Here is a 15504-nt window from a genome sequence, read left to right as displayed (position 1 = left end):
ACTAATCTTCGAGGAATTTGAGTTCTTCGTCAAAGTGATTTTTGTGGTGATGTGTTTCTGCGTATTTCACTTTGCCCTGCTTGATATATTCGTTTAATTCAACCGACGAAATTTTGCGGTAGCTCCCTTTGTCTGTTACATACAAAGTCACAATATCATTGAAAATATCAATCTTGGCAATTTTTGCCATTCCATCCTCAGTATTAACTATTGAATGAATCGGCGGGTATTTTTCAGCTGCAATTGCATAGGCTTCATATTCAAATTTGATACAACATTTCAATCTGCCGCAATTACCCGATAATTTTGATATATTATTAGAAAGGTGTTGGGCTCGTGCATGGTCGAGAGTGACATGTTCGAAATTGCATAAAAATGATGTACAGCATAGCTCCCGGCCACATGGACCAACAAATGAACCTAATCTCTTAGCTTCATCGCGAGAACTGATTTGCCTCAGTTCAATTCGTGTTTTGAAATTTTTTGCTAATTCCTTGACCAATTCTCGAAAATCGATTCTCTGGGGTGCTGTAAAAAATATTGTCAGTCGCTGACGGTCATACTGCCAGTACGATTCTGTTACTTTCATGTCCAAATTATGAAGCTGGACAATCTCTCTGCACTTACAAACGACATTTCGCTCATCTTCAATTTTACGATTGAAATATCTCAAGTCTGCCTTGGTAGCCTTACGTAGCAACTGAAAAAAGTTGGGCTCAGCAGCAATATCCTTTTTATATTTTTCGGTGTTGTCGCAAAAATTCACCACTCTACCTAAATCAAAGCCGCCCTCGCATTCCACAACGACTAATTCATCATATCGCAAATCAAGCTTGTTTACGTTGATAAATAATTTTTTGTGGTTGCCTTTGAAAGCAACTTCGATATATTCAGCAAAATAGTGTTTAGAATACTTTTCGCCATTGCTAAGGAGGTAGTCAATTTGGGATAAACCGGATTTTGGGATGTCATTGATATACTCGAATTCTTTCAGATACCCATCACTTCTTGCTCCAAATGCTTCCAATTTGGATTTCGGGAATAAGGCATCGTCTAATTTATACGATATACCAACATCTATTATATTTATATGTGAAGTCATAACAAGTTTTCAAGATTTTATCTTGCATATCTATGTCAACAAATCTATCTATTAAAAGAAAATAATGTAAAAAAATGCATTTAACGTATGCAATTTAAACAATTATTCTCATTAAACAAGAAAAATTTCCCTTAATTTGAAAAACAATTTATAAAGTATCAATTGTGGATTTACATTCCGATGCACAAGCGCCATAGAAGCATCCACTTCTTCGATTGCTTTCAGTATATTTTTATCGCGGAAAGCACTGTCAAATTTGATGATTGTGAGCGCATCATCAGAATTGAATAAGTTCGCACCGCCGCCGTATCTATTGGCAGAAACGTCTCTCAACCAAAGTTGGAAAAGCTTCAAATCATTGAATAATTTATTTTTATCTTTCGTAGCGACAAGTTCCTCCACTGCGGCTGATAAGTTAAGCTGAAAATCTTTGCGTTTGAGACTTTGACGGAGCATATTCACCATAGCATTGCGAGATGCTGCCAAATCGGAGCTCTCAAATTGCAATGCTCGCACAGGCGAACCACCCGAAAACAATGATGCAGTATGAGCAGATTCTTCGTCGAATCCGTAATTTTCAATCAGTTCCTTTTTGATTTGCCCGGCTTCTACAGGTGAAAATTGCACTTTTCGGCAGCGAGACATTATCGTTGGCAACATTCCTTCAGCTTTCGATGATGTCAGAACTATCGTCACGTCGTTATGAGGCTCTTCCAAAGTTTTCAAGAAAGCATTTGCCGATTCTACATTCATTTCGTCTGCTCGGCTGACAAGTATGAATCTTCGTCCCGGGACACTATTTGAGAGCAAAAGTTTCCTTTTCACAAATCGTATGAATGATACACGAATGAAATTTGCACCCTTGATTTCCATTCTGTGATAATGATTTTCGGATTTCGACTGAAGTTCTCGCCTAACTTCGGCGAATTGCTCGTTGTCGAGCTTTTCAAATGGCGATTCACTATCTCCGGCTTTACCCGTTGGGAGCGAGAAAATCAATTCAAAGTTGGGATGGCTCAAATTATCGAATTGCTGACAACTTTTGCAAACTCCGCACGCATCTACCGTATTATCTTCATGAATTGCTTGCTTGCAATTCATCACTTTAGCAAATGCAATTGCCATTGCATCTTTACCGATTCCTTCCGGTCCCACAAAACAATAAGCATTTGCAATTGAATTATTTAGTATATCATTTTGCAATATTCTTTTGATTTTTTCGTGTCCGATTATTTTATTCCATGACATTGATATTCTACTCTGATTTGAAAATGAAAAATATTGTTAAACCCCATTTTTACTAATACACAAATATGGCAAAAAAAACTAATCCCGAAACCCCAGAACCAAAAATAAACAATACAGAATCAACTACAAAATCGAATGGTAAAAAAGTTGATGCTTACGAACGTATAATCAAAATTGACGTTCTACCGGAGCAAGTCGGCTCATCATGCCACCACGGACGTGGCGATGATTGCAGCGTTGACCGCAGAAAACTCGACCGTTCCGAACCGCCTCATATCTCTTTGAACTTAGACAAAGAGCATCTGATGAGAGCTTTGAAAAATATGATGCAATCACGCCATACTGACGAGAAGCATTTGACTCTTGTCAAACAAGGCAAATCATTCTTCCATATCGGTTGTAGTGGTCACGAAGCCACCCAAACAGCTATCGCATTTGCGATGGAATCCGGTAAAGACTGGGGATGGACATATTATCGTGATATGGCTTTTTCTTTCGGAATGGGTTTTAGCCTTAGGGATTATTTCTTGCTTGCATTACACAAAGCGGAAGACCCTGCAACTGGCGGCAGACAAATGCCCGGTCACTACGGTCACCCAAGGCTCAATCTACCAACTCAATCATCACCCACAGGCACTCAATTCCTCAATGCTACGGGTTGCGCCCTTGCTTCCAAAAAACTTGGCGCAGATGAAGTAACTTACGTAGCATCCGGCGAAGGAACTACAAGTCAAGGTGAATTTTACGAAGCAGTCAATTGGGCTACTCGCGAAAAATTACCTGTGATGTTCCATATTCAGGACAACGGCTACGCAATTTCCGTTCCCAAAGCAGACCAATCTATGGGTGGAAGCGTGGTTTATTCATTCTGCTGCTATCCAAATTTGTTGATGAAAGAGTATGATGGAACTGACTATTTTGAATCGGTCAAGGCAGCTCGCGATGCAGTCGAATATATCAGAGCAGGTCGCGGTCCGGCACTTTTGCACGCAGTAGTCGAAAGATTGCTTCCGCACTCGTCGTCCGATGACCACAGAAAATATCGTTCCGAAGAGGAACTTGCTGCCGGAAAATCAAAACGGGATTGTATCGCAATTTTGTCCGACTATATGATTCACCACGAATTAACAACTTTGGACGAAATTGAAGCACTCCGCGCCGAAGTTATAAACGAAATTAATGAAGCTATCGCATGGGCAGAAGGACGCCCGGACGTAGTGGCAGAAGATTCTACTAAACATGTTTTTGCTGACGAATCAACACGATTGTTGGATTACGCTACCTCAGAACCCAAAGAGGGCAATCCTGCAGTGCTCGTTGACGCTGTCAATCATGCCATGATGGAAGAAATGAGGCTCAACGACAAAATGGTGATTTTCGGCGAAGACGTTGCCGACCCCAAAGGCGGAGTTTTTACCGCTACACGTGGGCTCAGCAATGAATACGGCGAAGAGCGCGTGTTCAATTCACCTCTTGCCGAAGCATCAATCGTTGGTGTGGCTCTCGGTTTAGCAGTTCGCGGATTCAAACCCGTCATCGAAATTCAGTTTGGTGATTACATTTGGCCCGCATTCATGCAATACAAAAATGAAGTTGCCACAATGCGCTTCCGTTCCAACGGTGGTTTCAAAGCGCCTGTAGTCACTCGCGTGGCTGTTGGCGGCTATATTCACGGCGGATTGTGCCACTCACAAAATATCGAAGCTATTTTTGCTCATATCCCGGGCATCATGATAGCTTACCCAAGCAATGCCGCAGATGCAAAGGGCTTGCTCAAAACTGCTTGCAGATTGGACGACCCCGTTATTTTCTGCGAACACAAGGGCATGTATCGTTTGCCATTTGCTCGTACAATCGAACCTGACGAAAATTATCTCATTCCGTTCGGAGTGGGTAAAACCGTCAAATCCGGCGATAGTGCTACTATTATCACTTATGGAATGGGTGTCAAAGATTCGGTCAATGCCGTAAAACGCTTCGAGAAGGAATTCGACAAAACTGTTGAAATCATTGATTTGCGTACAATTATTCCTTGGGACAAAGAGTTGGTGCTCGAATCAGTCAAACGCACCGGACGCGTCATGATAGTGCACGAAGACACAATGACAGCCGGATTCGGAGCCGAAATTTCGGCAACAATCTCCCAAAATGCTTTCCCGTGGCTCGATGCTCCGGTAATGCGTCTTGCAGCCAAAGATTCGCATATCCCATACGCCCCCGTTTACGAGGAGGACGTACTCCCCAACGAAAACAAGGTGCTGGACATGCTCAAGCAACTAATCGCCTTCTAAACAAAAAGCTCCGCAAATATGTGGAGCTTTTTTTTGTTGTGTTGTCCCAGTCGTCCGGTCAGTTGTTACAAAGACTCATATACAAAAGAATCTTTTATCTAATCAAATGACAAAGCCTGTCATGAAAAATGTTATATTTGTGAAATCTTACAAATTTGGAATTATATTTATGGAAAAATTATTTTGGATGTTATTTAAATCAGATACAGAAATGGAGTTGCAAAAAATAATTGACTCGGATCAACTAATGCAGAATCCAAAAAACTGGAGACCTTACGGCGAGAACAAAGGTAACTTTGGCACATTCGAAAGTCAACAAAATCATCCAGTACCAGCATTGATAGAGAAAATCACAAATTCTATTGATGCAATATTGATAAAAGAATGCAAACTAAAAGGAATTGACCCAAAATCATCTGAAGCGCCAAGGACTATGAGCAAAGCTGTTGAAATGTTTTATAATGTAAAAGATGGTGAAATTGGGGAATTAACTCAAACTGAAAGAAGAAAACTTGCGGAAAACATTCAAATTCTAGCTGTTGGAGATAAAGTTCAACCTTCGATTATTATTTATGATTGTGGCGAAGGGCAAACTCCAGAAAATTTTGAAAGCACCTTTTTAACTCTACACAAAAACAATAAAATTGATATTCATTTTGTGCAAGGGAAATACTGTATGGGCTCAACCGGAGCTGTTGTATTCTGCGGTAACAACAAGTATCAATTAATTGGTTCAAAGAGGTTTGGAAAATTTGATAATATTGATTCAGAATTCGGATTTACTATAGTAAGAAGACATCCATTATCAAAGGACGAAGAATTTGATTTTGGAAAATCTTCTTGGTACGAATACTTTTGTCCAAATAGTCAAATACCTTCTTTTAAAATTGATGAATTAGATTTAGGTTTATATAATCGAAAATTTGATTATGGTAGTATTGTTAAACTTTATTCATACCAGCTACCTAAGGGTTTAGGTTCTGATATAACTTTGGATTTGTGGCGTGATTTAAATCAATATATGTTTCATTTACCCTTGCCAGTATCAGTCTATGAAAAAAGAGATTATGCAGGAAAAACTCCAAGTAAGGTCGTATTAGGAAATCGAACAAGGATTTCAATTGACAGTAGAGATCAAATTGAGACCTCCATTTCATTTACTATCCCACTTGAAAAAGGATTAGGAGACATTCCAATTGAAGTTATTATCTTCAAAGCTAATGTTGAGCACAAGGAGTTTATTAAAAACAAATCTTTAATTTTTACACTCAACGGGCAGGTACACGGTTTTGAAGGTCAATCGTTTATTTCACAAGACCTTGGTTTTTCTTTACTAAAAAAGCATACATTAATTCACGTTGATTGTACAAAAATACCTACAACTATCAGACAAGACATTTTGATGTCTAATAGAACTCATTTGAAACAAGGCCCTAAAACCGAGATACTACGTGATGCAATTATTGATGTTCTCAAAAAAAGTACTGCTCTCAAACAAATAAATAACGATAGGAAAAACGCTTTATTACACGATACGGAATCTGATAAAGAACTTGTAGAAAATTTACTTTCTAAACTTCCGGTTGACAAAGATGTTTTGAATTTGTTAAGAAGAGACGGCTCTCTATATTTCCTAGAAAAACAAGGGCATAAAATTAAAAACGATCCAGATAAAAAACAGGTACAAAAAAAACTAAATAGATTCCCTTCCATTTTTAAGATAAACTTAAAACAAAATACAGAAGGTAAACCTTATAAAACTGTTCCAATAAATCATCACGGAAAAATTGAAATCGAAACTGATGTTGAAAATGATTACTTATTTAGACCTTCAGAAAAAGGAATATTTGCAATTGAAGTATTGCAAAAAAGAAATCAAACTGAGAAACCTGTTACTCCAACCCCTAATCCAAATCCTAATGAATCGACTGATATCCTTACAATAAACCGAGAAGGTCCTGTTGATGGGACAATTAAGCTATTGATTAAACCTAATGCAAAAGCAAAAGTTGGAGATGAAGTAGAAATACGTGCAACTCTTTCAACACCAGGTCATGAACTAGAGTGTGTTTTTCAAGTCAAAGTTGACAATGAGCTAAGTAAACCAGAGCAAAAAGAGCCCAAAAAAACAGAAACCTTTCCCAATCTTCCTAATCCACAAAAAGCATTTGAACACCCAATTGATGGCAAAGGAATAGCTTGGAATGATCCAAACTTAAATTGGAATGGATCCGACATTGTAAAAGTAGTTACATCAAAAGATGAGGATGAATTTATGGTTGAAGGTATAATTGTTAACATGGACTCGTTCGCATTAAAGAGCTTTCTATCTAAAAACCGTATCAATAGTGAATCAGATATTAAATATTCAAAAGACAAATATTTCCTCTCAATTTACCTACATTCATTATTCTTATTTAGTATTCTACAAAAAATGAAAAAAGATGATGATAAACTTCAGTCAATTGAAATTGACGATTTTATTTCTAATATGATCAAACCTTACGCTAGTTTCTTAATGTACGAAAATCACCATCTAACGAAACTTGCATTTGATGACTAATTGTCAAACATTATTGCCACCTTTACCCCAAACCCTTCCTTCCGTCTTCAGCAAAATGGTACCTAAATCCTGACATCAAAAAAAAAAGCCCCTATTCCGGGGCTTTCTTTTGTAGAATCAATTGCGTGAATTAATCTTCGGGATAGAGGATGAATTCTTTCCATTGGCTCATGTCGAGATATTTGTTGGCTGCGGATTTGACGTCTGCCAAAGTTATTGAGTCAACGTATTTTTGGTAGTTCACAACGTAGTCGAAATCTTCTTTGTTGAATGTATAGTTGTAAAGCACATTCATCCAATAGCCGTTGTCTTTGAGTCTGATTTCGTGCTCGCGTTTCATGATTTCTTTTGCATTTTCTACGTATGATTCTTCGAGTTTGCCTTCTTTGAAATCAGTGATGACGCGTTTGATTTCTGTGATTAGCTCTTCAGTACGTTCTATGGAAGTGCCAAAAACGATATTGACTTTGTAGCTCGGTTTCGGGTATTGATTGATTTGTGGAAATGCTCCGATACCGTAAACTCCGCCTAAGTCTTCGCGAATAACTTCTCTCAATCTGACGCTCAAAATTTCCATCATCGAAGTGAGTGCATGAATATTCTTGCGATTGTAATCAAAGTCGCCGTTGATAATCAGTCTGACTGATGTCTTGGGTTCGATTCCTTTGTAGATGTTCTTGCGGAAGCTACCTTTTGGTGCTTTGATTCCGACATCTTTCCATTTGTCGGCTTTTCCGGATGACGGCAAGCTTGCAATGTAAGTTCTGATATAGTCCTCGAGTTCTACTTCGTCATAGTTACCCACAAAGAAGAATGTGAAGTCTGATGCATCCGAGAATCTTTGTTTGTAAAATTCATATGATTTTGCCAAATCAATATCGCTCAAAGTAGCTTCAGTCATTGGCATAGCACGTTTGTGGTAACCGCCCATGACAGCAGAAATCGAATCATTGAATACGCTGTTCGGGTTTGATTGCGAGTTGCGAATGAATTCGCCCATACGACTTGTGAATGATTTGTATGCGTCTTCGTCTTTGCGTGGTTGAGTGAAGTATAGGTGAATTAATTGGAACATTGTTTCAGTATCGCGTGGCACACATCCGCCGTAAAATCCTTCAGTCAATTCTCCGATTGCAGGGCTGACGCTGACTTGTTTGCCTGAAAGCATTTTTTCTAAAGTTGATTGGTTGAATTCGCCAATGCCGGATTCGCCAATAATACTGGAAGTCAATTGTGCAGAGTTGAAATCAGCATCAGAAGCGACAGAAGTCCCGCCGGTGCTGAAAGCACGCATCATAATTTGGTCATTTTTGAAATCTGTCTTTTTAGCCATTACTGTAACGCCATTCGAGAGTTTGTACTCTTTGACACCCATGTTTTTGATTTCTTTAGTTGATGTGATTTTGCCGGCTGTGGGAATATTCGCCATCAAAGGTTTGCTAAGGTCGTCTTCTTCCATAGCTGCGATATCCATGTTTTTGACTTTGTTATATACAGCCAATAATTCATCTTTTGTTGGGACAACTTCATCTTTACCGGAAAATGATGCCATTATTACAAGCCCTTCATCGGTAATGTAGTTTTTATAATATTGATTCAATTCTTCGATACTCATAGCATTTAAGAAGTCTTTTGTCATTTGGTTTTCTAATTCGATTCCCGGTACACTTTCGCCTTCGTAGAAGTGGCGGAATAATTCACGGGCAAACGCAGCTGATTCGGTTTTGTCCTTTTCGTTCAAAGCTGATTCCATTGATGCCAACATTTGTGATTTTGCTCTTGCAAATTCTCAGTTAGTTACTCCATTACGGAATGCACGGAATGCTTCGATTAGGAATTCTTCGTAACCTAACAAAAAGTTTTCTTTCTTAGGAACAGCAATTATTGTAGTTGCATTGATATTACCCAATGGGAATCTAGAATGACTTGCCATACCAAAAAGAAGTTTGCTGTCGGGTTTGCGTGAATATTCTTGCATACGTTCAGTAAACACATTGGTAAATACACCATCCATAAGGTTTTCTTTGTATTCACCATAAGTGCCGCGTTGGCGTTCAGGGTGTTTGTAAATCATTTGTATGGAAGAAAATTGATTTTCGGGGTCAACTGCAATACTTACTTTTGTATCTCTATGAATCGGGAACGTGTTTTCTTCTCTGACGCGCGGATTAGCCGGATTTTTGACGTCGCTGAAATTTTGGATAATTTTCTTTTCCATCATAGCAACATCGAAGTCGCCAACCGCAATAATTGCTGCCAAATTCGGGCGGTACCAATCTTTGTAGTAACGAACGAATACTTCTCTTGGAGCGTTACGTAATATAGTAGTATCGCCAATGATGTCTCTTGCCGGATATTTTGTTCCAAAAGCAAGAGCCGGCATGTGTTGGCGGAATGTACGAGTTTGAGCATTATTTCTAACTCTGTATTCCTCGATTACTACACCACGTTCTTTGTCAATTTCTTCAGGGTCGAACGATACGTTAGAAAGCCAATCTTCGAGTACAAGTAAGCCTTTGTCCAACAACCCATCTTTGTCCAATGGAATTGTCAACATGTAGTATGTCCTGTCGTAAGCAGTGTTTGCATTGATATCTGCACCAAAACGAACACCTGTTGATTCCAAAAATTTAATCAAATCATTTTTTGGAAAGTTCTTAGTTCCGTTGAAACACATGTGTTCTATGAAGTGAGCCAATCCATTTTGGTCGTCATCTTCTTGGAGTGAACCTCCCAATACGACAAGTTGAAGTTCGGCACGATTTTCAGGCTTTTTGTTATTCATTATAAAATAAGTCAAGCCATTATCGAGTACACCTTGTTTAACTGCAGGATTCATAGGGATTGGACTATTGAGAGCGTAGCCCGAAGCGGATTTTTGAGCACTTGCAACTGAGATTATCGCAAGAATCATAATAAGAGAGGAGATAAAAACTTTTAGTTTTCTCATATTTACACCAATTTGTTAATTTGAAACATTAATTTATAGTATTACGAATTTTGTAAAACTTTGTTTCGTAAATTTAATGAATATTTTGATTTAATCTACTCATTTGTCGCAAAATACTATGATTGGATTAGCGTCATATGGGAAATTAATTCTTTCTTACGAAGGGATTGTTTTTTGTTTTTAGAAAATCATTGGAATTGATATGTATAAGGCACTGCCTGAAAAGTTCACGTATCCTCAACTCGAAGAAGAAGTGTTGAAATATTGGGACGACAATAAAATATTCGACAAATCGCTGGAATGGCGGGAGTCCAACCCTTACTACAGCTTTTACGAGGGTCCTCCGACGGTGAACGGCAAACCCGGTGTGCACCATCTAATCGCTCGCGCCATCAAAGATACTATTTGCCGCTACAAAACTATGCAAGGATTTTATGTTCGACGTCAAGCCGGATGGGATACTCATGGGCTACCGGTCGAAATTGCAATGGAAAAAGAATTAGGATTGAAAGACAAATCTGATATTGAAAAATTTGGAATCGAAAAATTCAACAAAGAATGCAAAGCATTAGTCTATAAAAATATCGAAATGGATGATGGTTGGAGCTATCTCACCAAACGAATGGGATATTGGGTGGACCTCGACCAAGCATACATCACTTGCACTAATAACTATATCGAATCTTTGTGGTGGGCTTTAAAGCAATTCTACGAAAAAGGATATATTTATCGCGGTTTCAAAGTTGTGCCGCAATCCCCAACAATCGAAACTCCACTTAGCTCGCATGAGCTATCCTTGGGCTATAAAGATGTCCAAGACCCGAATTGCTATTTAAAATTGAAAATTGTAAATGCCTCAAAACCAAGTCTTGCTAATGCACAGATTATGGTGTGGACGACTACTCCATGGACTTTGCTCGCAAACGTGGCACTTGCTGTTGGCAAGGACATTGACTACGTTCATGTGCGTAACATTCGCAAACAAAAAGAAGATGTTTTGGTTGATGAGTTGATTCTTGCCAAAGCCAGATTAAATGTATTAGAAGGGGAAGTTGAAATTCTTGATGAATTCAAAGGCTCCGAGCTAATTGGTACTGTTTATGAGCAAATTTTCCCTTATGTCAATATTGATAGAAGCGAATTTCCTAATGCACTAACCGTGCTTCCGGGCGATTTTGTTTCTACCGAAGACGGTTCGGGTATCGTTCACCTTGCTCCTGCATTTGGTGAAGATGACTATCAAATGTCAAAAACGCATAAATTGCCTTTTGCTCAACCGGTAACTCCCAACGGACATTTTACCGAAGATATGGGACCATTTGCCGGTAGAGCTATCAAGACTTTTGTTTATAAAGAACACACTGAAGAAGGCTCTGACAAGGACATTATTATTGCACTCAAATATGCCGATAAAATTTATCGTTCGACCAATGATTACGTCCATAGCTATCCGCATTGCTGGCGGACAGGCAACCCGATTATGTATTATGCTCGTGAATCGTGGTTTATCAAATCGCCCGAATACAAGCAGCAAATGGTTGACCGCAACAAGGAAATCAATTGGCAACCACCCGAAATTGGCAGCGGAAGATTCGGAAATTGGCTTGAAGATGTCAAAGAATGGTCACTGTCGCGAGACAGATACTGGGGAACGCCACTTCCGATTTGGGTAAATGAAAACGACAAAAGCGATTATTTCGCAGTTGGTTCGATTGCCGAATTGAATGAAGGCAAATACGAAATGCCTGACGGTAAGCGTGTTTCTTTAGACCAATCCGGACAAGAAATTGATTTGCACCGCCCATTTGTTGATAGTGTTGTCTTCGAGAAGAACGGCACTACATATCGCAGAGTTCATGAAGTGATTGATGTTTGGTTCGATTCAGGTGCTATGCCTTTTGCCCAATTGCATTATCCTTTTGAAAATAAAGATATTTTCGACAAAATTTTCCCAGGCGATTTTATTGCCGAAGGAATTGACCAAACAAGAGGCTGGTTCTATACTTTGCATAATATTGCTGTCGCATTATTCGACAAACCGGCATTCAAAAATATTGTTGTCAATGAATTGATATTGGATAAAAATGGCGTCAAAATGTCCAAAAGACTCGGCAATACCGTTGACCCGTTTGTTCTGATGAACAATTATGGTGCCGATGCCGTCAGATGGTATTTGTTCACTAATAATCCACCATGGAAAACTACAAAATTCAACGAAGAAGACATCGCCAAAACTGTGATTTCCGATTTCTTGCGCTCCTTGACTAATACTTATGCCTTTTTTGCACTTTATTCGAATATTGATGAATTTGACGGCAGCGAATCTTTCATTGAAGTGCAGGAACGCCCGGAAATTGACAGATGGATTATCTCGCGTCTAAATACTTTAGTCAAAGAATATCGCTTTTTGATGGACAATTACGAAATGACCAAAGCGCCCCGCGCCTTGCAAGCTTTTGTTATTGACGAATTATCAAACTGGTACATCAGACGCAATAGACGCAGATTCTGGAAAGGCGAAAAAGATGCCGATAAAATCGCAGCGTACCAAACTTTGCGTGAAGTCCTGGTGACTATTGCAAAATTGATGTCACCTGTAGCGCCGTTCATTAGCGAGTATTTGTACTTGAGATTACGTGCTGATGCTGACCCAATCTCGGTGCATTTGAATGATTTGCCTGAAGTAAAAGAAGAGTTGATTGAAACAGACTTGGAAACAAGAATGAATGCTGCTCAAATAATTACTTCGCTTGCAAGATTCTTACGCGAGAAAGCAAATATTAGAGTACGTCAACCATTACGCAGGATTCTTATTCCGGTGAATTCGCCTCAGCAACGACGAGATATTCAGTCAGTTGAGAGCATTATCAAAGAAGAAATCAATATTAAAGCTATAGAATACGTTTCAGCCGAGGAAACAAGTATCGTCAAAAAATCGGCGAAACCGAATTTCAAAGTCATTGGTAAGAAATTTGGCAAACAAGTTCAATTTGTTGCAAATTCAATCAAGGCTTTGACTGATGATGAAATCAAAGAATTGGAACATAATAACAAACTTGCAATTCAAACTGAAGCCGGAACTTTTGAAATCGTGACTGAAGATGTTGAAATCATCAGCCAAGATATTGAAGGTTGGTTAGTCGCATCGGAAAGTAATCTTACCGTTGCGATTGATACAACTCTTGACGAAGAATTGATTTTCGAAGGATTATCTCGCGAATTTGTAAGCAAAATTCAAAAGATTCGAAAGGACAGTGGCTTTGAAGTGACTGATAGAATCATAATCGGCTACAACTCGAGCGATGAAATTCGTAAAGCGGTCGAAATGAAAATGGATTATATTCTCGGTGAGACATTAGCCGATAGTATCAGCTTTGATGCAGTTACTGACGGATATGACGATGTAGAAATTCTTGATGAAATGATTAAAATCATAATAAAAAGAGCAAATAAATAAAATAGTTCTTGTTTATTAGAGCACAATATCTTAATATTGCCAAATTATTTTCTGCAATATGTAATAATATGCTTTTGGAATTCAAACAATTTTTGGAGTTTTATAATGGCAAAGAAAAATACAAAAACTGACAATCTTGCAACTAAAGAGATTGCGACTGATAAAAAGACAATCAATAAAGTGAAAACTGAAGTTGCTAATAAAAGTGTTGCATCCAAGAAGGATGTAGTTAAATCAAGTTCTGCAACCAAAGCAGCCGCAAAGCCCGTAGCTAAAAAAGAAGTTGCAAAAGCAGCTCCAAAAGCAGCTCCAAAAGCAGCAGCGAAGCCCGTAGCCAAAAAAGAAGTTGCAAAAGCAGCTCCAAAAGCAACAGCGAAGCCCGTTGCTAATAAGGAAGTGGCAAAGCCTGCTCCAAAAGCAGCAGCAAAACCCGTAGCTAAGAAAGAAGTAGCAAAGCCTGCACCAAAAGCAGCTGCAAAACCCGTAGCTAAGAAAGAGGTTGCAAAGCCTGCTCCAAAAGCAGCAGCAAAACCCGTAGCTAAGAAAGAAGTGGCAAAGCCTGCTCCAAAAGCAGCAGCAAAACCCGTAGCTAAGAAAGAAGTGGCAAAGCCTGCTCCAAAAGCAGCCGCAAAGCCCGTAGCTAAGAAGGAAGTGGCAAAGCCTGCTCCAAAAGCAGCCGCAAAGCCTATAGCTAAGAAGGAAGTAGCAAAGCCTGCTCCAAAAGCAGCCGCAAAGCCTGTTGCAAAGAAAGAAGTTGCAAAGCCTGCACCAAAAGCAGCTGCAAAGCCTGTTGCAAAGAAAGAAGTTGCAAAGCCTGCACCAAAAGCCACGGCAAAACCCGTAGCTAATAAAGAAGAAAAACCTGTAGCCAAAGAAACAGCTGCTAAAAGCACTGCTAAAAAAACTACTAAAGTTGCAGCCAAAAAAGTAGCACCAAAAGCTACTAAGTCAATTGTTTCGATTCCATCAAAAGCAAAGCAAGCTGAAGTCGTTGAAATGACTGAAGCTGAAAAAAAAGCAGAAGCGAAAAAGAAAGCAAAAAAGAATTTAGTTGACGAAGGCGGCGAACACACTTTAACTTATGTTAGAGAGAAACCTGAAGAAATCGGCGCCTTTGCACCAGCCGTTACTGTTCGCTATTCAGATGATGATTTGGCAATGTTCGAAAGTGTTGTTAATCAATCCAAAGCAGAAGCTTTGGATGAAATGCGTATGTTGAAGGAAAGGCTTGATGATTTGACAAGTTTTGATATGGCTGAAGAAAGTATGATTTACTCCATGCATATGGCTGAACAAGGCTCGGAAGCTCAAGAGAAAGAGAAAACATACTCGCAAATCCAAAGAATTCACGAATATATCAAAAAACTCGATGAAGCTTTGGATAGAATCCGCAACAAATCATATGGTATTTGCCGCGTTTGTAACTGCCTAATCGCCAAAGAGCGTTTGCTTGCTGTTCCGGTTACAACATTGTCTGCATCTTATAAGATTCACCAAAGATGCCCCGAAGACGGATTCGACAAAATCGAGCCGGTTAAGAACCAAGCATAATATTGAATCATAAATAAAAATCGTAGCTGTCCACAAGGGCAGCTTTTTTTTTGTGGTTCGGTATGTAGGGACAGAACAGCGTTCTGTCCAAAACATAGCCCATGAATTTATTCGTGGGTAAAGAAAATGACATTGTAGATGTGATTAATTCATCCGATGACTCAAAGTTCACAAGTGTGGCACTTTTGTTAGAGATAATTCATCTGTTGATTCCAAGTCATCGGTTGAATATTGAACCTGAAATGTAGGGACAGAACAGCGTTCTGTCCAAAACATAGGTGGCTGTCCCAAAAGGGCAGCCTTTTTTTTTACTGTACAGTCAGTTGTTCCAAAGTTAGTGTA

The 15504-nt window shown here is 39.1% G+C and carries 8 protein-coding genes; 4 read left to right on the top strand and 4 right to left on the bottom strand.

Going from position 1 to position 15504, the window contains the following annotated elements; translation table 11 throughout:
- Position 1: 1 nt before the first annotated feature.
- Positions 2–1102, bottom strand: a complete 1101-nt coding sequence (locus tag M9949_01535) for a hypothetical protein (GenBank protein MCO5250084.1) — start codon at positions 1100–1102, stop codon at positions 2–4.
- A 111-nt stretch (positions 1103–1213) separates the two neighbouring features.
- Positions 1214–2350, bottom strand: coding sequence for a hypothetical protein (locus M9949_01530; GenBank protein ID MCO5250083.1), 1137 nt, complete (start codon positions 2348–2350; stop codon positions 1214–1216).
- Positions 2351–2415: 65 nt separating this feature from the next.
- Here M9949_01530 and M9949_01525 point away from each other — a divergent pair, with 65 nt between their 5' ends.
- Positions 2416–4641 carry a dehydrogenase E1 component subunit alpha/beta gene (locus M9949_01525; protein ID MCO5250082.1) on the top strand — a complete coding sequence of 742 codons (2226 nt, stop codon included), beginning with the start codon at positions 2416–2418 and terminating at the stop codon, positions 4639–4641.
- 169 nt (positions 4642–4810) lie between these two features.
- Positions 4811–7204 carry a hypothetical protein gene (locus tag M9949_01520; protein ID MCO5250081.1) on the top strand — a complete coding sequence of 798 codons (2394 nt, stop codon included), beginning with the start codon at positions 4811–4813 and terminating at the stop codon, positions 7202–7204.
- Positions 7205–7334: 130 nt separating this feature from the next.
- Here M9949_01520 and M9949_01515 read toward each other — a convergent pair whose 3' ends face one another.
- A complete protein-coding gene (locus tag M9949_01515) occupies positions 7335–8969 on the bottom strand; it encodes an insulinase family protein (protein ID MCO5250080.1) in 1635 nt (544 codons plus the stop codon).
- Positions 8970–8993: 24 nt separating this feature from the next.
- Entirely contained in the window at positions 8994–10154 is a 1161-nt protein-coding gene (locus tag M9949_01510; protein MCO5250079.1) for an insulinase family protein, read from the bottom strand.
- Between the two features lie 202 nt (positions 10155–10356).
- On the opposite strand from M9949_01510, the gene ileS reads away from it, so the two are divergent.
- Both ileS and M9949_01500 read left to right on the top strand, forming a co-directional pair.
- Positions 10357–13611, top strand: coding sequence for an isoleucine--tRNA ligase (gene ileS, locus M9949_01505; GenBank protein ID MCO5250078.1), 3255 nt, complete (start codon positions 10357–10359; stop codon positions 13609–13611).
- 105 nt (positions 13612–13716) lie between these two features.
- Positions 13717–15162: a hypothetical protein gene (locus tag M9949_01500; GenBank protein MCO5250077.1), complete on the top strand. Its 1446-nt coding sequence runs from the start codon at positions 13717–13719 to the stop codon at positions 15160–15162.
- The last annotated feature ends 342 nt before the right edge of the window (positions 15163–15504 follow it).

The organism is Candidatus Kapaibacterium sp. (assembly GCA_023957315.1).
Lineage (GTDB): Bacteria > Bacteroidota > Ignavibacteria > Kapaibacteriales > UBA2268 > PGYU01.
Note: the sequence above shows the minus strand (reverse complement) of the source record. Positions and strands in the feature narration are given on the sequence as shown.